This window comes from Pseudoflavonifractor phocaeensis, assembly GCF_016901955.1.
In the GTDB taxonomy this organism is placed as follows: Bacteria; Bacillota; Clostridia; order Oscillospirales; family Oscillospiraceae; genus Flavonifractor; species Flavonifractor phocaeensis_A.
The window spans coordinates 31,787-50,557 of record NZ_JACJLC010000005.1 but is presented as its reverse complement, the minus strand read 5'-3'; the positions used below and the strand labels follow the sequence as shown (position 1 = coordinate 50,557).

Annotated in this window: 20 protein-coding genes; 5 read left to right on the top strand and 15 right to left on the bottom strand. The window is 62.7% G+C overall.

Annotation, left to right across the window (positions count from 1 at the left end; translation table 11 throughout):
- Nucleotides 1-54 precede the first annotated feature (54 nt).
- The 12 genes from H6B51_RS02285 to abc-f form a co-directional block, all read right to left on the bottom strand.
- Entirely contained in the window at nucleotides 55-1,773 is a 1,719-nt protein-coding gene (locus tag H6B51_RS02285; RefSeq protein ID WP_204882139.1) for a stalk domain-containing protein, read from the bottom strand.
- Between the two features lie 157 nt (nucleotides 1,774-1,930).
- Nucleotides 1,931-3,337 carry an aminopeptidase gene (locus H6B51_RS02280; RefSeq protein ID WP_204882138.1) on the bottom strand — a complete coding sequence of 469 codons (1,407 nt, stop codon included), beginning with the start codon at nucleotides 3,335-3,337 and terminating at the stop codon, nucleotides 1,931-1,933.
- A gap of 26 nt (nucleotides 3,338-3,363) precedes the next feature.
- A complete protein-coding gene (coaE, locus tag H6B51_RS02275; RefSeq protein WP_204882137.1) occupies nucleotides 3,364-3,960 on the bottom strand; it encodes a dephospho-CoA kinase in 597 nt (198 codons plus the stop codon).
- 88 nt (nucleotides 3,961-4,048) lie between these two features.
- The gene (locus H6B51_RS02270; protein ID WP_204882136.1) at nucleotides 4,049-4,303 is read right to left on the bottom strand and encodes an oxidoreductase membrane subunit; all 255 of its coding nucleotides are present in this window, start codon (nucleotides 4,301-4,303) and stop codon (nucleotides 4,049-4,051) included.
- Between the two features lie 101 nt (nucleotides 4,304-4,404).
- Entirely contained in the window at nucleotides 4,405-5,172 is a 768-nt protein-coding gene (locus H6B51_RS02265) for an anti-sigma-I factor RsgI family protein (protein WP_204882135.1), read from the bottom strand.
- Nucleotides 5,165-5,650, bottom strand: a complete 486-nt coding sequence (locus tag H6B51_RS02260; protein WP_204882134.1) for an RNA polymerase sigma factor — start codon at nucleotides 5,648-5,650, stop codon at nucleotides 5,165-5,167. Before H6B51_RS02260 ends, H6B51_RS02265 begins: the two co-directional genes overlap by 8 nt.
- A 39-nt stretch (nucleotides 5,651-5,689) precedes the next feature.
- Complete coding sequence (locus H6B51_RS02255) at nucleotides 5,690-5,959, bottom strand: hypothetical protein (protein WP_204882133.1); 270 nt, start codon at nucleotides 5,957-5,959, stop codon at nucleotides 5,690-5,692.
- A gap of 138 nt (nucleotides 5,960-6,097) precedes the next feature.
- Nucleotides 6,098-7,111 (bottom strand): L-threonylcarbamoyladenylate synthase, encoded by a 1,014-nt coding sequence (locus H6B51_RS02250; RefSeq protein ID WP_204882132.1) that lies wholly within the window; start codon nucleotides 7,109-7,111, stop codon nucleotides 6,098-6,100.
- 146 nt (nucleotides 7,112-7,257) lie between these two features.
- Nucleotides 7,258-7,515 carry a hypothetical protein gene (locus H6B51_RS02245; protein ID WP_204882131.1) on the bottom strand — a complete coding sequence of 86 codons (258 nt, stop codon included), beginning with the start codon at nucleotides 7,513-7,515 and terminating at the stop codon, nucleotides 7,258-7,260.
- Nucleotides 7,516-7,527: 12 nt separating this feature from the next.
- Complete coding sequence (prfA, locus tag H6B51_RS02240; protein ID WP_204882130.1) at nucleotides 7,528-8,592, bottom strand: peptide chain release factor 1; 1,065 nt, start codon at nucleotides 8,590-8,592, stop codon at nucleotides 7,528-7,530.
- A 12-nt stretch (nucleotides 8,593-8,604) separates the two neighbouring features.
- On the bottom strand, nucleotides 8,605-9,243 hold the full coding sequence (locus H6B51_RS02235; RefSeq protein ID WP_204882129.1) for a YdcF family protein: 639 nt from the start codon (nucleotides 9,241-9,243) through the stop codon (nucleotides 8,605-8,607).
- Nucleotides 9,240-11,144, bottom strand: a complete 1,905-nt coding sequence (gene abc-f, locus H6B51_RS02230; RefSeq protein WP_204882128.1) for a ribosomal protection-like ABC-F family protein — start codon at nucleotides 11,142-11,144, stop codon at nucleotides 9,240-9,242. Before abc-f ends, H6B51_RS02235 begins: the two co-directional genes overlap by 4 nt.
- 66 nt (nucleotides 11,145-11,210) lie before the next feature.
- Here abc-f and mtnA point away from each other — a divergent pair, with 66 nt between their 5' ends.
- Nucleotides 11,211-12,200 (top strand): S-methyl-5-thioribose-1-phosphate isomerase, encoded by a 990-nt coding sequence (gene mtnA, locus H6B51_RS02225; RefSeq protein WP_204882127.1) that lies wholly within the window; start codon nucleotides 11,211-11,213, stop codon nucleotides 12,198-12,200.
- A 70-nt stretch (nucleotides 12,201-12,270) separates the two neighbouring features.
- Here mtnA and H6B51_RS02220 read toward each other — a convergent pair whose 3' ends face one another.
- The 3 genes from H6B51_RS02220 to H6B51_RS02210 all read right to left on the bottom strand — a co-directional run bounded on the left by H6B51_RS02220 (nucleotide 12,271) and on the right by H6B51_RS02210 (nucleotide 16,187).
- Nucleotides 12,271-13,662 carry a UDP-N-acetylmuramoyl-tripeptide--D-alanyl-D-alanine ligase gene (locus H6B51_RS02220; RefSeq protein ID WP_204882126.1) on the bottom strand — a complete coding sequence of 464 codons (1,392 nt, stop codon included), beginning with the start codon at nucleotides 13,660-13,662 and terminating at the stop codon, nucleotides 12,271-12,273.
- 39 nt (nucleotides 13,663-13,701) lie between these two features.
- Complete coding sequence (locus H6B51_RS02215) at nucleotides 13,702-14,751, bottom strand: D-alanine--D-alanine ligase family protein (protein WP_204882125.1); 1,050 nt, start codon at nucleotides 14,749-14,751, stop codon at nucleotides 13,702-13,704.
- Between the two features lie 173 nt (nucleotides 14,752-14,924).
- On the bottom strand, nucleotides 14,925-16,187 hold the full coding sequence (locus H6B51_RS02210; protein ID WP_335342087.1) for an Ig-like domain-containing protein: 1,263 nt from the start codon (nucleotides 16,185-16,187) through the stop codon (nucleotides 14,925-14,927).
- Nucleotides 16,188-16,395: 208 nt separating this feature from the next.
- Between H6B51_RS02210 and ylxM the strand changes: the two genes are divergently transcribed.
- The 4 genes from ylxM to H6B51_RS02190 all read left to right on the top strand — a co-directional run bounded on the left by ylxM (nucleotide 16,396) and on the right by H6B51_RS02190 (nucleotide 18,682).
- Nucleotides 16,396-16,764 (top strand): YlxM family DNA-binding protein, encoded by a 369-nt coding sequence (gene ylxM, locus H6B51_RS02205; protein WP_204882124.1) that lies wholly within the window; start codon nucleotides 16,396-16,398, stop codon nucleotides 16,762-16,764.
- A gap of 3 nt (nucleotides 16,765-16,767) precedes the next feature.
- A complete protein-coding gene (gene ffh / locus H6B51_RS02200) occupies nucleotides 16,768-18,126 on the top strand; it encodes a signal recognition particle protein (protein WP_204882123.1) in 1,359 nt (452 codons plus the stop codon).
- A 67-nt stretch (nucleotides 18,127-18,193) separates the two neighbouring features.
- Nucleotides 18,194-18,433, top strand: a complete 240-nt coding sequence (rpsP, locus tag H6B51_RS02195; protein WP_204882122.1) for a 30S ribosomal protein S16 — start codon at nucleotides 18,194-18,196, stop codon at nucleotides 18,431-18,433.
- Nucleotides 18,434-18,451: 18 nt separating this feature from the next.
- A complete protein-coding gene (locus tag H6B51_RS02190) occupies nucleotides 18,452-18,682 on the top strand; it encodes a KH domain-containing protein (RefSeq protein ID WP_204882121.1) in 231 nt (76 codons plus the stop codon).
- Nucleotides 18,683-18,771: the final 89 nt, after the last annotated feature.

Below are 18,771 nucleotides of genomic sequence, written 5' to 3'. Positions count from 1 at the left end.
AGGAGAGGCAGAGCTACGATGCTCTGCCTCTCCTCCTTTTATCATCAAACCTGTTCAGTTCTTCCTGCCGGAGCCGCCGCAGCCGTTGCACAGCCGCTCGCCGGTGCCGCCGCAGTAAGTGCAGCCCTGGGGCGTCTGGATCCCCAGCACATAGATGGGCTGGCCGTCGCCGGTGCCTCTGCAATAGGGACAGGTCACCATTCCGGTCCCGGCACAGACGGCGCAGAGCTCATCCGACAGCTGGCCCACGTCTACCTCGCCCACCGGTGTTGAGCTGCTGGTAGAGTCGGAATAGCTGTTGATGGAGCGGAAATGATTCCCGTCAGCGTCCATCACGAACACCTCAGCATACTTATAACCCTTCGTCGAAACAGGCGTCCCGCCCTTGCTTTCCGCCCGCAGGACCACCACCCACTGGCCGTCGTTGGTGATGTAGTAGTAATTCTCGCCAGACACCAGGGTCTCGGTAATGCCGGTCTGGAGATTGGTACGGTATACCCTGTTCTTATCAGCACCATAAGTCCACTCACCGGTCTTGACGGTGGAACTATCCTCCGCCGCCTCAAACTGGTCCTGGGTGATCTCCACAGCGGCCCCATTGGCAAGGCTGACCTTGTAATACTCCTCATAGGTCTGGGCGCCATAGTAGTTGCTGGTATCGGCGCTGCGGGTAAACTGGAGCATAAACCAGGCGTTCTCCTGGTCGAATTTTACAGAAGCGCCTTTATACCTGCGGGTATAGCTGCTGTCCTTGATGCTGAGCTGGGTCACCGTACCCTTCAGATCGAATACCACTCTGGAGTCCCCGGTGTTTGTATCCACCATGCGCAGCTTGCAGCTGGACTCCCCGCTGAGCAGAGGGGACACGCTGTCGATCACAAAGAGGTACTGCTTCCACAGGGCAAACTCGCTGCCGTCCTCCGCGATCAGAAGATTCTCGTCCGGCCGGCTGTAGAGGAGCTTGGAGGTCCCCTCCGCCAGATCCAGCTTATAGACCATCTGATCCTCGCCGTCATATCCGATGATCACCATTTTATCTCCACAGATGGAAAAATCAGAAATTTTGCTCAGGCGCGCGAACACAGTCTCCCGTGACCCGTCAGCCAGACTGATGGCGCTGATGGTCTGGTTGTCCTTATTGATATAGTAGATCTTGTTGCGGTTGACCACGATCCCCAGCGGGGTCCCCCCCGCCGCGTAGGTCCGCGTGGACGCGCCGTCGTAGGCATAGATATACGGCTGATAAATAAAGGAATAATAGAGGACCCCGTTATGGATGTAGCCGTTTGTGGCAGCGTTGGAGCCGTCGATCCACTTTTCAGAGGAGACTGTCACCGTCTGGGTCGCGCCGTCCCACTCCACGTTACAGTCAAGCGCCTCGGACACGGCGCGGATAGGCACCAGGGTGCGGCCGTTGAGGGCCTCCGCCGGGACATCCAGGTCATAGACCACGCCGCCATCTCCACCTGTGTCCTTCACAAACTTATCTTTTCCCAGCACCATGACGATCATAACGTCTCCCCGCTGGGCAACCACCGCCTGCTCCTCCTGGATCCAGTCCACCGTAGCGCCCAGGGCCTCAAAAATGGCCCGGACCGGCACCAGAGTCCGGCCGTTCTTGGCGATGGGCGGCTGGTCAAAGTCCAGCTTTTCACCGTCCACGTACACGGAGATCTCTCCTCCGGCGGCCTCCGCCGGGCCGGCATAGACGCCAAACAAGGAGATCAACAGCAAAAGGGAGAGGACCGCGGATAAATACCTTCTTGCCTTCATAGTAAAACCCCGCTTTCTATTCCATTTTCTGTACGAAACATCATATCACAACCGCCCAGGAAAATCAATCCAGCTGTCTTGTTCCCCTGGCAAAAGGGTAAAAAAAGAGAGCCAGCCACCCTCAGGCGGCAGGCTCTCCCTGCAAGAAATGTGATGCTTATGCCTCGTAGACCGCCTTCATACCCCGATAGGTCATATAGCAGTCCAGCTTGGATACCGTCTCGAAGGGGGCGTGCATGGACAGCACCGGCACCCCGGCGTCAATGGTGTCGATGTCCCGTTCAGCCATATAGCAGGCTACGGTGCCGCCGCCGCCGGCGTCCACCTTGCCCAGCTCGGCCATCTGCCACACCACGCCGGCCTGGTCCAGCACCCTCCGGGTATAGGCCACCACCTCAGCGGAGGCATCAGAGGCCCCTCCCTTGCCCCGGGAACCGGTATACTTGCACAGTCCCATGCCGTAGTTGACCCGGGCGCTGTTGCGCTTCTCATATACCTCGGCAAAGTTGGGGTCAAAGGCCGCCGTCACGTCGGCGGACAGGCAGAAGGACTTCTCATAGCACACCTTCAGAGGCACCCGCTGAGCGTCGCACAGATCGCTCATAAAGGTATCGAAGGCGGCGGACTTCATACCGGACACGCCGGTGGAGCCGATCTCCTCCTTGTCGGCCAGCATACAGATGGCGGTACGGCGGGGAGTGCCCAGCGTGAACAGGGCGGCCAGGGCAGCGAAGCCGCACACCCGGTCATCATGGCCATAAGCACCGATGAGGGAACGGTCAAACCCGATGTCCACCGCCCGGAAGGCAGGCACGGCGGACAGCTCGGCGGAGATAAAGTCCTCCTCCACGATGCCGTACTTCTGGTTGAGCAGATCCAGGATGGCCAGCTTCACCCGGTCGGAGCCCTCATCGCCCTTGAAGGGACGGCTGCCGATGAGCAGGTTCAGGCTCTCCCCGGGGATGGCCTCCCCCAGGGGCTTCTTGGACTGCTCCACCCCCAGGTGGGGCAGCAGGTCGTCGATGGTAAACCGGGGGTCTCCCTCCCCGGCTCCGATGGCCACCTGCACATTGGTGCCGTCCTTCAGGGCCACCACACCGTGGAGCTCCAGGGGGATGGTCACCCACTGGTACTTGCGGATGCCGCCATAGTAGTGGGTCTTGAGGAAGGCCAGCTCGGCGTCCTCATAGAGGGGGTTGGGCTTCAGATCCAGCCGGGGGGAGTCGATGTGAGCGGCTCCAATATTGACGCCCTCGCTGAGAGGCTCGCTGCCCACCACGGCCAGCATCACCGCCTTGCCCCGGTTCACCCGGTACACCTTGTCGCCGGGATTGAGGGCCATCCCCCGGGTAAAGGGTACAAAGCCGTGGAGCTGGGCCAGGCGGACGGTCTCGTCCACGCACTCCCGCTCGGTCTTGCCCGCATCCAGATACTTTTTATAGTCCTCGCAATAAGCGTTCAGATCGGCCTCCTCCTCGGGAGACAGGCGATCATAACCATTCTTGGGCTGATAGAGCAGGGCCTCTCGCCGCAGCTCTCCAGGGGTCTTCTGTTTCTCTTCCATGTGAAACTCCTCCTGTATCAAAACTTTTATGGGATCAGGGTCTGGAACAGGGCCAGGGCCCGGCGGTGGAACTCCGCCTCGGAGCCCTCTCCGTTCTCCAGAATGTGGGTGCAGTGGATCCGATAGAACCCGTCTCCCTGCTGTGCCTCCACCCGTTTACGGGCGTAGGCCTCCGAAATGCCCTCCCGGGCCATGATCCGGCGGATGCGGACCTCCTTGGGGGCCAGTACCCCCACCACCGCGTCGCACTCCGCCCCTATTCCACTTTCGATGAGGGCGATGGCGTCGATGGCCACGGCAGGCCGTCCCTCCCGCTCCGCCTGGGCAGACTGGCTGGCGATCTCATCCCCGACAAACCGGTGGGTGATGGCATTCAGATCGGACAAGGCATTCGGGTCGGCAAAGACAATGGCCCCCAGGGCCTTCCGGTCGATCTCCCCGTCCGCTTCCCGGATGGAGACGCCGAAGCGGTCCAACAGGGCCCGCCGCATGGGTACGCTGCCCGCCAGCAGCTGGTGGTACACCTGGTCGGCGTCGATGATATGGGCCCCCAGCTCCGCCAGAGCGTGGAGGGCGGTGGTTTTGCCCGCCCCGGTGGGGCCGGTGATGCCGATGCGTTTCATAGGCGTTCGCCTCCGAGTGCTAGTATACCACACCGGGCAAATGGTGTGTGAGCGATTTGTAAATTGTAGGCTCCGCTTCCCGCCAAGACTACACGCCAAACCGGGTGAGCAGCCCCACCAGAATGCACAGGCAGCCGCCGATCCGGGCACCCCGCCGCATTTTGACGGGGTCGGCATAGGCCCAGCTCTCCGGCCAGACGGGATGGATCAAAAAGGCCACTCCGTACAGGATCCAGGCCCCGTTGAGAAACAGGCCGTTTTGGGTCAACTGCCCCAGCACGAAGCAGATGCCCAAAAGCACAATGCCGCTGAATACCTGGAAGGAAAAGGTCACTCTTTTCACCGTAATCGCCTCCCTTGAACGGCCTCGACGAGATCTTTCTTATATAGTATACCACAGAACTGTCCAAAGAAAAAGACCGCGCAATGCGGTCTTTTTCTTTGCTATTCGTGTGTATCCCAGCCGTGGTGGTGGCCCTGGCCGCCGTCATGGTCCCCCTGCCATCCGCCGCCCGGCGAGGAGACGGGAGTCTCCTCCGCCCCCTGGGATCCCGCCAGCCGGTCGATCCAGTCCCGGATCTGCCTCATGGTGAGCCCGGCCACGTCCTCCGGGGCGACGTTGGGGTCCAGGGCCTGGAGCTCCAGGAAGGCCTGATACTTGCCCATGGACAGTCCGGCGTGGTGGGCCTCCTCCAGAGTCTGGGCGTCCCCGTGGCCGCAGCGCACGTTCTCCTGTCCGGCGGTGCAGGCCTCCGCCCCCGCCAGCAGCCGGTCGCTCTGGACCTGGTCCTCCCCTACCACGGTGATAGACAGCAGCTGCCCCTGGGCCAGCCGGTCGGCGATGCTCCGGCAGCCGATCAGGACTTCCAGGGCCTCCTGGTAGTCCAAAAAGCGCAGCTCCAGGCTGTCTGCCAGGGCTTGGCCGTCCTCGTTCCAGCCCAGGACGGTGACCACCTTGTCGAAGCGGTTCACCCCCAGCTCCAGGGAGGGGTTGATATCAATGCTTAGGATGGTAGTAGGTGTAAAGTAGAATTGGTATCCACCGATCCCCGCCACCAGCAGGGCCAGGCAGGCCACCGCCGCCGCCAGCCAGTACCGGGGGGCGCTTCGCTTCCGGCCCGCTCTGGCCGCCGCCAAACGGGCCCGGGTGGCCGCTTTCAGGCTGTCCTCCGCCCGGACCTGTCCAAAGGCCTCCTTCAGCCGTTCATCCATCCCCCTCACCTCCCAGCATCTCTTTCAGCTTACCCCTGGCCCGGGTCAGATCTGTGTAAATGGTATTTACTTTACGGCCTAAAATTTCACTGAGTTCGGGGGCGGTATAGCCCTCATAGTAGTGGAGGTAGATCACGTCCCGGTATTTGGGGGGCAGAGCCAGCGCCGCCCGCCACACCTCCCGGCTGTCGTCGGTGAGCCCGGCGGCATACTGAGGGGAGAGCTCCTCCAGAGAGACAGTACGGCTGCGGAACACGCTCTTCAGCAGGTCCTTACAGGCATTGAGGGTGACCCGGATGAACCAGGCCTTCTCGTGCTCCGGGCTTTCAAACTCTCCCCGGTACAACAGGTATTTGAGAAAGACGGTCTGGAAAATATCCTGGCTGTCCGCCTCGTTTTTCAGGTGGAGCATGCACAGCCGACGGACGGTATCCCCGTACCGCTGGATGGCCAGGTCAGTCTCTTCTTCCCCCCGCATGTCCTCCACCTCTCTTCTCTGCTCAGATACCAGAATCGGTTACCAGCCGTGATGGCCGCCGCGATGGCCCCAACCGGCGCCGTAGTAGTCGCACACCCCGTCTCCGTCGGCGTCCGTGTACCGGCAGCCGGTTCCCCGGTTGTCGCAGATCCCGTCGCCGTCGGCGTCCACATACTGGCAGTCGCTCCCCTGGCAGCCGCTCCAGCTCCGGCTGGCGGCGTGATGCCAGCCTCCGGCGGCAAAGGCGGTGGTGGCCCCGATGGTCAGTACCAGTGCCCCGGCGATCATTCCCTTCCAGATCTTATTCATCATCCATCACTCCATATCTGAGATAGCCGTCGCCGGCCTCACCCATAATACGAGGGAGCGGGACCATTTCATTCACCCCAGGAGAATATTTTTTCAGGGCCCGTCGCGGTATCCCGCGGCGGGCCCTGAAAACAGGCCTTACGCCTGGACGATATGGAACCCGGCGGCCTTGTTCAGCCGGTTGGCCACCGCCAGGCCGATGCCCGACCGGTCGGGGCACTGGGCCCAGATGTGGGTGACGTCGGTGCCGTCAAAGTACCGCAGGGCGTCAAATACCCGCCGGGCCTGCTCCGCCGGATCGTCCTTGGGGCCGATGGGCTCCACCGGATGGCCCTCGAAGAGGGGGACGAACTCATTGAAGCAGATGACGCCGTCCCCGTCGGCCAGGTGGCGGCGGATGTACCGGGCCCCGTCGGCGGGCTCCCCCTGGACCACCGTCACCGGGGCTTTGGGGGCATAGTGGCGGTATTTCATGCCGGGGGCCCGGGGCTGCTCCCCCGCTCCCATAAGCCGGGTCACCGCCGGGTCCACCGCCACCTCTCCCAGCACCTCCTCCAGCTCCTCCAGGGTCACCCCGCCGGGGCGGAGCAGCCGGGGGGGCTGTTCGGTCAGGTCGATGATGGTGGACTCCACCCCCACCTGGCAGGGGCCGCCGTCCACGATGCCGTCGATCTTCCCCTCCATGTCCTCCAGCATATCAGCCATATTGGTGGGGCTGGGCCGGCCGGAGGTGTTGCCCGAGGGAGCTGCCACCGGCAGGTCGGCGGCCGCGAGAATGGCCCGGCACACCGGGTGGGCCGGGCAGCGCATCCCCACCGTGTCCAGCCCGGCGGTCACCCCCCGGGGCACGATGGGCTTGTGCCTCAAAATCATGGTGAGGGGCCCCGGCCAGAACCGCTCCGCCAGCGTGTAGGCGGCGGCGGGGATGTCCTCACAGTATCGCTCCAGCCAGTCCGCCGTGGGAATATGGAGGATGAGAGGGTTGTCCTGGGGGCGGCCCTTGGCCTCAAAGATGTGAGCTACCGCCTGACCGTCCAGGCCGTTAGCCCCCAGGCCGTACACCGTCTCGGTGGGGATGCCCAGCAGGCCCCCCCGGCGGAGGATGGCCGCCGCCTCCTCCACCTGACCGGCATTCAATCGAAGGGTATGCACGAAACGCCCCTCTTTCTCAGCGCCGGCGGAACCGGCGGCGGCAGTGCTTGGGCTGAGCCACCGTAAGGATGCCCGCCGCCAGCAGGGCGGCGCCGGAGATGATGTGCAGGATACCAATGGCGGTCTTCATATGCGTTTCCTCCCTGTTACTCGTAGATGCCCACCGGCGTGCCTGCCAGCTCGATGGTGGTGTCGGGGGCGAATTTGGCGGTTTGCAGATAGTTTTTCACGGTCAGGATGCCGTACTTGGGGTTGACCTTCTCGTCCTCCAGCTCCAGCTCCAGGTAGTTCAGCCCGGAGCCGGTGAGCCAGCCGTCGTCCTCCAGCAGGTCGGCCAGGTCGGCCCGCACCATGTCCAGGGTCAGGTGCTCCGGCAGGGCGTTGAAGTGGATGATCAGTTCCATGGGTGTTCCTCCTTATTCGTCCCGGCTGTTCTTCAATCTCTCCGCCTGATCCGCCGTGATCAGGCCGTCGATGATCTCGTCCAGGTCGCCGTTCATGACGTTTTCCAGCTTGTACAGGGTCAGGCCGATCCGGTGGTCGGTGAGCCGGCCCTGGGGGAAGTTGTAGGTACGGATGCGCTCGTTGCGCATGCCGGTGCCCACCTGACTGCGGCGCTCCGCCGTCAGGGACTCCTCCTGCTCCCGCACCTTTTCCTCGTACAGACGGGACCGGAGGATCTGCATGGCCTTGTCCCGGTTCTGGAACTGGGACCGCTCCTGCTGGCACTCCACCACCGTGCCGGTGGGCTTGTGGATGAGCCGTACGGCGGAGGAGGTCTTGTTCACGTGCTGGCCTCCCGCCCCGGAGGAGCGGAACACCTGCATCTCGATGTCCGCCGGATTGAGCTCAAAGTCCACCTCGTCCACCTCGGGCAGCACCGCCACCGTGGCGGTGGAGGTGTGGATGCGCCCGCCGGACTCAGTCTCGGGCACCCGCTGGACCCGGTGGACCCCGCTTTCAAATTTCAGGCGGGAGTAAGCCCCGTCTCCCTGGATGGTAAAGCATATCTCCTTTACCCCACCCAACTCAGTCTCGTTCAGGGCGTCCACCTCCACCTTCCACCGGCGGCTGTCGGCGTACATGGAGTACATGCGGAAGAGGGAGTGGGCAAACAAGGCAGCCTCCTCCCCTCCTACTCCGGCCCGGATCTCCACGATGACGTTCTTGTCGTCGTTGGGGTCCCGGGGCAGGAGCAGGATGCGGATCTCATTTTCCAACCGAGCCAGGTCCTCCTTGGCCTGCTGGAACTCCTCCCGGGCCATCTCGCCCAGCTCCGGATCGGACAGCAGGGCCTCGGCGCCGGCCAGGTCCTGTCGGGCCTTACAGTAGGCACGCCAGGCGGTCACCACCGGCTCCAGCTCCCGCTGCTCCTTGTTCAGTTTGGCCACCAGGGCCGGGTCCCCATAGGTCTCCCCCGCCCCCAGCTGGGCCTCGATGTTAGCGAACCGGAGGTCCAGGGCCTTCAGTTTGTCCTGCATATCCAAATTCTATCACCTGTCAAAGAAAAATGACTTTACCAGCGCAAAGGGTTCCCGGATGTACATGCTCAGGCGGGAGGGCAGATGGGAGCTTGGGGCCGCCAGGGTTGACAAGGTTGTCTCCCCGTCCCACGCCCGTTCCCACAGCATCCGCACCCGGGCCAGGTGGAACCCGTTGGACACCACCACGAAATCGGTGGCCTCCACTCCCTGCTCTTCCAGCAGCGCACGGGTATAGCGCAGGTTCTCCCAGGTGTTGTGGGACTGATCCTCCAGCAGGATCTGCCCGCCGTCCACCCCGTGCCCGGTCAGATAGTCGTACATACACTGGGCCTCGCTGACGTGCTCGTCGTCCCCCTGGCCCCCAGCCACCACGATGGTCAGGTCCGGGTGGTCCTCCAAATAGTCCAGAGCCTTGTCCAACCGGTCCTGCAACAAAATAGAGGGGCCCCAGGTCTCCACCTTGCAGCCCAGGATCACCATCACCTGGGGCTGGCCGCTGAGCTGATCCCGGCTGCCAAAGAGCACAATGCCCAGCAGCACCACAAAGCCCAGTACGAAAATCAAAACCACCGCCAGCAGGCTCAGCAGCCAAATGGGGCCGGAACGCCTGCCGCCGTAGGGTTTGTAGTATTGTCTCCTCTTTCTCATCCCTTCGCCTCTTCCAGCTCTGCCGCCAGGGTCTCCCACTGGAGATAAAGGGCGGCGATCTCATCCTCCAGAGCCTTCTGCTCATCATACACCTTCTGGAGCTCCAGGTAATTGGAGGCCACCTCCTCGGCCTTGAGGGACAGCTCGTACTGCCGCTCCTCCGCCTTGGCCACCGCCCGTTCGGCGGCGGCCACCTGCTTCTCCAGCTCCTTGGTACCGCCGGGACGGCGGGGCTTCTCCTTTTTGGGCTTGTCCGGCTCTGCCTTGATGGGGGCGGCGGCAGCCTGGGTTTTGGCCCGCTCCCGGGCTGCCCGGAACTCCTCAAAGGTGCCCTTGAAGTCAGTGACGTGCCCGTCCTCCAGCATCCAGATCCGGGTGGCAAACTGCTTGATGAAGTAGCGGTCGTGGGAGACGAAGAGCAGGTTGCCCTCGTACTCGCTCACCGCGTCCTCGATCCACTCCCGGCTGGCGATGTCCAGGTGGTTGGTGGGCTCGTCCAAAATCAGCAGGTTGATCTTCTCGTCCATCAGCATACACAGCCGCAGCCGGCTCTGCTCTCCTCCGGACAGGGCGGACACCGGCTTGAACACGTCCTCTCCCCGGAAATTGAAGGCGGCCAGCCGGTTGCGGGCGGTCTGGGTGGTACAGTTCTGAGCGTAGAGCATGGTGTCCACCAGGTTGCGCTCCGGCTTGTCAAAGTGGATGATCTGTGGCAGGTAGCCCACCTTTACAGTTGGTCCCATCCGGAGCTTTCCGGAGTCTGGCTCCTCCTCCTTCAGCAGGATCTTCAGCAGGGTGGACTTTCCGGCGCCATTGTCTCCCAGCAGGGCGATGCGCTCGCCCCCCACCACCTCCAGATTCACGTGGTCAAAGAGAGTGCGGCCGTCAAAGGACTTTTTCAGCTCTTTGATGGTGAGTACCTCGTCCCCCCGGAACTCCCGCTCCCCAAACTTGATGTCCAGGCGGCGTTCCCTGGTGGGCTTGTCGGTGGTGCGCAGCCGCTCGATCCGCTTTTCCATGGACTGGGCCCGCTTGAAGGTCTTGTCGTTGCCTGAATAGGCCCACACCCGCAGCTGCTCGGCGGCCTTCTCCAGCTGCTCGATCTTGGCCTGCTCCTTCTCGTACTGCTTCAGCTTTTCCTGGTACCGGCGCTCCTTTTCCACCACGTAGAAGGAGTAGTTGCCCTCGTAGAACTCCGCCTTCCCCTCCTGGATCTCGATGACCCGTTTCACCACCCGGTCCAGAAACCAGCGGTCATGGGAGATGGCAAGGACAGTGCCTTTATACTTGTCCAGGTACTCCTCCAGCCACTCGGTGGCCCGAAGGTCCAGGTGGTTGGTGGGCTCGTCCAGCAGGAGGATATCAGTGTCCTCCAGAATCAGCCTGGCCAGGTTCACCCGGGTCTTTTCCCCGCCGGACAGAGAGGAAAAGAGCTGATTCCGCATGTCCTGGGAAATAGCCAGGCCGTTGCACACCTTGTTGAGCTGGGTCTCGGTGTCGTAGCCGCCCCCCGCCTCGTAGGCGGCGGTAAGGGCGTCGTACCGCCGCAGCAGAGCGGGATCGCTGTCCTCTCCCATCCGCCCGGCCAGCTCAGCCATCTCGGTCTCCATGGCCCGCAGCTTGTCAAAGGCGGTGCGCAGTACGTCGGCCACGGTGTACTCCGGAGGATAGACCGGGATCTGGGAGATGAGGCCCACTCCTTTGCCTGGGGCGATGCGCACCTCGCCGTCGTCCCAGTCCAGCTCGCCGGTGAGGATCTTGAACAGGGTGGTCTTGCCGGCGCCATTCCTGCCCAGCAGGCCTACCCGCTCCCCCTGGTCGATCTGGAAGGTGAGGCCGTCCAGTATTTTCTTGCCTACCTCGAATTCCTTAGACAGGTTCGAGACTGCGATATCGATCATCTTTTGTTTACTCCTGACCTGGGTTGTGATATATTGAAGTGGTAAATCAGATGGGAGGTCATGGCTATGGACGCCATTCGTTGGGAAGGAAAAACCCTTTACTTATTAGACCAGACAAGGCTTCCGGTGGAAGAGGTCTGGCTGCCCTACACCGATTACCGTCCGGTGGCAGACGCCATACGCACCATGGTGGTGCGGGGCGCCCCCGCCATCGGGGTCGCCGCCGCCTACGCCTGCTGCCTGGCCGCCCTGGCCGGAGAGGACCTGGAGGAGGCCAAGGCCGTCCTGGCCGCCAGCCGCCCCACGGCGGTCAACCTGTTCTGGGCCCTGGAGCGGATGGCCCAAACCGCCAAAAGCTGCGGCGGGGACCCGGAGGCCCTCATTGCCGAGGCGGTGGCCATCCACCAGGAGGATGTGGAAATGTGTAAGGCGATGGGCCTTTACGGCTCCGCCGTGGTGCCGGAGGGGGCCAACATCCTCACCCACTGCAACGCCGGGGCCCTGGCCACCGGGGGCTACGGCACCGCCCTGGGGGTCATCCGGGCAGCCCATGAGCAGGGTAAAGTAAATATGGTTTACGCTGATGAGACCCGTCCCCTGCTCCAGGGGGCCCGGCTCACCGCCTATGAGCTGGTGGCCGACCACATCCCCGCCACCCTCATCGCCGACAATATGGCCGCCAGCCTGATGGCCAAGGGGAAAATCGACCTGGCGGTGGTGGGCTGCGACCGGATGGCGGCCAACGGGGATTTTGCCAACAAGATCGGCACCTACTCGGTGGCGGTGAACGCCCACTTCCACGGGGTTCCCTTCTATGTGGCTCTCCCCTGCTCCACCATCGACCTGTCTATTCCAGACGGGGTCGGGATCCCCATCGAGGAGCGGGACAAAAATGAGGTGCGCACCCTGTACGGGGTACAGACCGCCCCGGCAGAAGTGGATGTGTACAACCCCGCCTTCGACGTGACTCCCCACAGCCTGGTCACCGGCATCATCACCGAGAAGGGGGTCATTTACCCGCCCTTCCAGGAAAATCTGCAAAAGCTGTTTGGATAAAGGACGGGCCGATGTGGGCGTCGGCCCCTACGGCGTCAGGACCTTCCCCCCTGTGGGGGAAGGCCTTTTTTTACGACTCTTTGGTGATGGTGAGCAGGTACTCCACCAGCTCCTCCAGCGCCATCCCCCGGGAGGCCTTCACCAGGATGGTGGCATTGGGCCGCACCACACTGTCCAGCACCGGCCTGGCCTCCTCTTTGGTCTTGCAGTGCCAGCAAACCGGCACTCCGGCCTGCTGAGCGGCAGTATAAATATGCTGGGACAGCTCCCCCACCGCCACCAGGCAGTGGATGCCCGCCTTGCCCAAATACTCCCCGATGCCGGCGTGGAGAGCGGGAGCCAGGGGCCCCAGCTCGAACATATCCCCCAGCACGGCGATCTTGTAGTCGCCGCTGGCGTTGGACAACACCTGCACCGCCGCCCGCATGGACTGTGGGTTGGCGTTATAGGTGTCGTTGAGGATGGTGATCCCCTCCCCCCGGGTGAGGATGTTCATCCGCATCTTGGTGGGGGCGAAGTGGAGGATCCCGGCGGCGATCTGCTCCCGGGTCAGGCCAAAATAGTCCCCCACGGCGGCGGCCATCAGGGTGGGATAGATCATATGGTCCCCCAGGGCAGGGATCTCCACAGGGTAAGTTCCGTGAGGTGTTTTCACGTTACAGGTGATCCGGCTCTTGCCGTCGCTCTCCAGGTCCATGGCCCGGTAGTCCAGCCCCTCCCCGGAGCCCACCCGCACGAAGGAAAAGGGCAGCTTGCCGGGCAGGGTGTTCAGCAGGGGGTCGTCCCCGTTGATAATGGCGGGGGCGTGGGGCTTGGCGGAGTGGAAGATCTCGCTTTTGGCCTCCAAAATCTTCTCCCGGGAGCCGAAATGCTCGATGTGGGAGTCTCCGATGTTGGTCATGAGCACCATGTCAGGCTCCACGATGGCGGAGAGGTAGTCGATCTCTCCGGCGTGGTTCATACCCAGCTCCAGCACGGCGATCTGGTGCTCCGGCTTCAGGCGGAACAGGGTAAGGGGCACCCCGATGTCGTTGTTCAGGTTGCCCTCGGTCTTGAGGACGTTGTACTTCTCCCCCAGCACCGCCGCCACCATGTCCTTGGTGGTGGTCTTGCCCACCGATCCGGTAAGGGCCACCACCGGGATAGGGAACTTGCTCTTGTAGTACTTGGCCAGATCCCGCAGGGCCCTGTGGGTAGACCTTACCTTAATATAGAACTTACCTGGCAGGTAGCTGTCCCGCTCACGCTGGGTAAAGCAGCCGACGGCGCCTCCCTCCAGGGCGGCGTTGATGTAGGCGTGGCCGTCGAACCGCTCCCCCACCAGGGGAATGAACAGGGAGTCCGGGTGAATGGTCCGGCTGTCGGTCTCCACCCGGGCAACCGTCTTATCCACGTCGCTAAAATCCCCCAGCAGGCTGCCGCCCACGGCGTCCAGGATCTCTCGAATGGTCATCGGCTCCATGAAACTGTCTCCTTCAATCTCTCTCTTTTGGACGGTAGCTTATTTCCCCTGGGCCCTGGCCTCCAGGGAAGCCTCCACGATGCGCTGGCACAGCTCATTATAGCTGATACCCACGGCGGCGGCCTCCTGGGGCAGCAGGCTGGTGGGGGTCATGCCGGGCAGGGTGTTGATCTCCAAAAACCAGGGCTGACCGTCGGCGGTGACGATAAAGTCCGCCCGGGAGTACACGCTGAGGCCCAGGGTCTCATACACCCGCAGGGCGGCGGAGCGGAGCTTCTCCTCCCACTCCGCCGGGATCTCCGAGGGACAGACCTCCAGTGCGGCGCCAGGCTGATACTTGTTGGCGTAGTCGTAAAAGCCCTCCCTGGGGATGATCTCAATGGAGGGCAGGGCTTTCCCCTCCAGGATACCCACCTGGATCTCCCGGCCCTTGACATACTCCTCCAGCACGGTGCGGCCGCCCATGGCCAGACCGTCGGTGAGGGATTTGCGCAGCTCCTCGGCAGTATGAGCAATGGACACGCCGATGGAGGACCCGCTGGCCACCGGCTTCACCACCAGGGGCAGCCGGGCGTGCTCCACCAGGCTGTCGATGTCGTCGGCGGTATAGTCCACCGTCTTCCAGCCGGGGGTGTTCACCACGTCGGCCACCATCCGCTTGGTCAGGTCCTTATCCATGGCAATGGCGCTGGACAGGTAACCCGCCCCGGTGTAGGGGATGCCCATCAGCTCCAGGGCGGCCTGGACCTTGCCGTCCTCGCCGCAGGTACCGTGGAGGGCCAGAAACACCAGGTCGGCCATCTGGCACAGCTCCAGCACCCCGGGGCCGAACATGCTCTTGCTGGTTCCGGGGCGGCTGGCCCGCACCTGGGCCAGATCGGGGGCCTCCCGGCTGATCTTTTTAAAGGATTCCGGCACCGGAGCGTCAAAGAAGGACTCCTCTGCCCGGCCCTCTCCCAGGCCGAAAAACATATCGATGAGCCCCGCCCGGTGGCCCAGAGCCCGGAGGGCCTCGGTGACCATGGTGCCGGTGGAAAGGGATACGTTCCGCTCCGGGGACAGGCCCCCGGCCAAAACTACGATCTTCATAATACACCTCTGCTGGCAGTTTGATACGATATGATACGCACTAATAGGTCATTATAGCACGCTTTACCTCTATACTCAACCACCAAGCCATATTTTTCAAAGGGGCCGCCACGAAATGCGGCGGCCCCCTGTCTGTCATCCCAGGCGTCAGCAAAATCTCTCTTTCACCTGTTTTAAAACCACCCGGTGTCCCGGCTGTCCAGCAGGTCCAGGGAGGCCCGCAGCAGGCCGGCGGCCTCCGCCCGGGTGAGGCTGTCCCCCAGGCTGCCGCCCTCCAGCACCCCGCAGGTGGTCAGGTTGGCCGCCGCCTGGGCGGCCCAAACCGGGGCCTCCGCCAGGCCGAAGGCGCCGGCGTCCACGTCGGTGACCCCCAGCATCCGGTCCAGCATCACCGCCGCCTCCGCCCGGGTAATGGGATCATTGGCCTGAAACACCACCTGCCCGGCCTCATCCCGGCTGCCCTGGATCAGGCCGCCCATCAGCGCCGCGGACACATAGGGCTTGGCCCAGGTGGGGATATCCTCGTCGTCTGCAAAGCCCGTGCGGGTCACTCCCGCCAGCGTCTCCACCTCCGCCGTGTCCATGGCCATGGCCAAAAACTCACCTCGGGTCACCAAGGCATCGGGCTGAAAGAAATACTGCTCCCCCACGCACTCCCCCACGAAAACGCCCTCCTCCGCCAGACGGATGGCGTCCCGGTGGGCGGGGTGGCCGTCCAGATCGGCGTAGGCCACCTTGGTGTCCGGCTTTTCGATTTTCACCTTCACCGTGGCCGGGTCGGAGGCGTTGCCCACCGTATCCATGGCAATATAGGTGAAGGAATCCTTGCCCGTCTTGTTTTCATAGGGGGTGTACACGAACTGTCCGTCCTCCCCAATGGTCACCTGCCCCCGGGCGGGCTTTTTCACCAGCCGGTAGGTCAGGATGTCTCCCTCCGGGTCCACGGCGGCAAACCGGTCGGTGACCGCCACATTTTTGTAGGTGGTGAGCTCCAGATTCTCTGCCACCGGGGCTCCGTTGGCCTGGGTGAGCAGATAGAGCTCCGCCATGCACTCCGTCCCCCGGGCCCCGTCCACGTACAGCGGCGCAAAGGTGAAGCCGGTCTCCAGCACCGTAGGCTGGGCGGACGGGGTGAACCGCAGACCGTCCACCGCTGACAGAGCGATCACATCCCCCTCTCCCACCAACAGCCCCCCCAGGGTAAGAGTCCCGGCAGCGGGATCGGGCAGGCTGGTGACCACAATGGCGTCCAGCCCCTCTTCACTGTCAAAATCATCGGCCGAAAAAGCCATGGTCTCTCCCACCAGACCGTTTTTGGCCAGGCTCAGATCGGCCCGGTCGCTCTCTCCCGGATCGGAAAAGAGGGCCGAGGCCGGCAGGGCGGCCGCCAGCCCCAGCGCGACCAGGGCAGCCGCCAGCAAAATGCGTACTTTCACAGTTTAACCTCCTTTTTGGATGTATCCATAGTCTTTGCCAGGGGTGGAAAACTATGCGGGCATGCCCGACGGGCCGGCCGCCGCCGGACAAAAAAATTCTGCCGGTACCCTCTTGACAAGGGAGGGAAAATCGTGTATCATCATTGCTGTTGTAAAGCTAAGAAACTTTACTTCCTTTACAGAAGGACTTGCTGAAGGAGGGTGCATCATGAAGAACCAGGCCTACCGCATGGCTCTGCTCTATGACTTTTATGGAGACATGCTCACCGACCGTCAGAAGGAATTCTACGACCTCTATTATAATGAGGACCTCTCCCTGGCCGAGATCGCTGAAAACTACGGCATTACCCGCCAGGGCGTCCGGGACGTGATCGTCCGGGCGGAGGCCATCCTCACCGAGCTGGAGGACAAGACCGGCATCATCAAGCGGTTCCACAAGATGCAGGACCAGTTCTCTCAGATGGAGGAGGCGGTGGCCGTCATCGCCCATCGGAATGAGACCCGTTGGCAGGACGACGAGGTGGAGACCCAGTGCGGCAAGCTCCACGCCATCCTGACCCAGCTGAAACAGGAGTGACCCATGGCATTTGAAGGACTGACCGAAAAGCTCTCCGCCGCCTTCAAGCGGCTGCGGGGCAAGGGCCGTCTCACCGAGGCCGACGTGAAGGAGGCCATGAAGGAGATCCGCATGGCCCTGCTGGAGGCCGACGTGAACTTCAAGGTGGTCAAGCAATTCGTGGCCACTGTTACCGAGCGGGCGGTGGGTTCCGACGTGCTGGAGAGCCTGACCCCTGCCCAGATGATCGTCAAGATCGTCAACGAAGAGCTCACCGCCCTCATGGGCGGAGAGAGCACCAAGCTGACCATCTCCCCCAAGCCCCCCACGGTGGTGATGCTGGTGGGCCTCAACGGCGCCGGTAAGACCACCAACGGGGCCAAGCTGGCGGGATTCCTCAAAAAACAGGGTAAGCGGCCCCTTCTGGTGGCCTGCGACACCTTCCGTCCCGCCGCCATCACCCAGCTGGAGGTGGTGGGAGGCCAGGTGGACGTGCCCGTGTTCCAGATGGGCCAGATCGACCCCATCGACATCGCCAGGGCGGGCATCGAGCACGCCAAGAGCCACGGCAACGACATTGTGTTCATCGACACCGCCGGCCGGCTCCATGTGGACCAGGAGCTGATGGACCAGCTCCGCGACATGAAGGCGGCCATCGACCCCACCGAGATCCTGCTCATCGTGGACGCCATGATCGGCCAGGACGCGGTAAACGCCGCCAAGGCCTTTGACGAGGCCCTGGACATTACCGGCGTCATGCTTACCAAGCTGGACGGCGACGCCCGGGGCGGCGCGGCCCTCTCCATCAAGGCGGTCACCGGCAAGCCCATCAAGTTCGTGGGCCAGGGCGAAAAGCTGGATCAGGTAGATATCTTCTATCCCGACCGGATGGCCTCCCGCATCCTGGGCATGGGAGACGTGCTCTCCCTCATTGAGAAGGCCCAGCAGACCTTTGACGCCAAGAAGGCCGCTGAGCTGGAGGAAAAGCTGCGGAAAAACCGCTTTACCCTGGCCGACTTTTACGACCAGCTGGTGCAGCTCAAGAGCATGGGCTCCCTCACCGACATCGCCGGAATGCTCCCCGGCGTCAACGGCAAGGCCCTGGAGGGGGCGTCGGTGGATGAATCCGCCCTGTCCCGCACCGAGGCCATCATCCTGTCCATGACCCCCGCTGAGCGGGAGGACCCCTCCCTGCTGAACAACAGCCGGAAAAAGCGCATCGCCGCCGGCTCCGGCACCCAAGTGGTGGACATCAACCGGCTGCTCAAGCAGTTTGAGATGATGCAGCAGATGAGCAAGCAGTTCTCCGGCAAGCAGCTCAAGCGGATGGGGAAAATGGGCAAGCTGGGAAAGCTGGGCAAAATGCCCGGATTACCCTTCTGACACGTTGGTAAGCGCGCGCAGCCGCGCTTCCATATATGCTTTACAATTACATGGAGGTGAATATAGAATGGTTAAGATCAGACTGCGTCGTATGGGCGCCAAGAAGGCTCCTTTTTACCGTATCGTGGTGGCCGACTCCCGCTATCCCCGTGATGGCCGTTTCATTGAGGAGATCGGCACTTACAATCCCGTGGCTCAGCCCGCCGAGATCAAGGTGGACGCCGAGCGCGCTCAGGCTTGGATCAAGACCGGCGCTCAGCCCACTGAGACCGTGAAGGCTCTGCTGAAAAAAGCTGGCGCCATCTGATAGGAGGGCACAGCAGCCATGAAGGAACTGCTCACCTATATCGCCCAGAACCTGGTGGAACACCCTGAGTCAGTGTCTGTCACCGAGTACCCGGGCGAGAGCGAGACTGTCCTGGAGCTCCGGGTGGCCCCCGAGGACATGGGCAAGGTGATCGGCCGCCAGGGCCGCATCGCCAAGGAGATCCGCACCCTGATGCGCTCCGTGGCCCAGCGCAAGGGCACCAGAGTTTCCGTCGAGATCGTCGACTAAAAAGCGGCGGGGTAATCCCCGCCGCTTTTTTTGCCTGAATTTGGCCGTCCTGTATGGCGGCGCCACAGAAAATGTGATATGCTATCTGC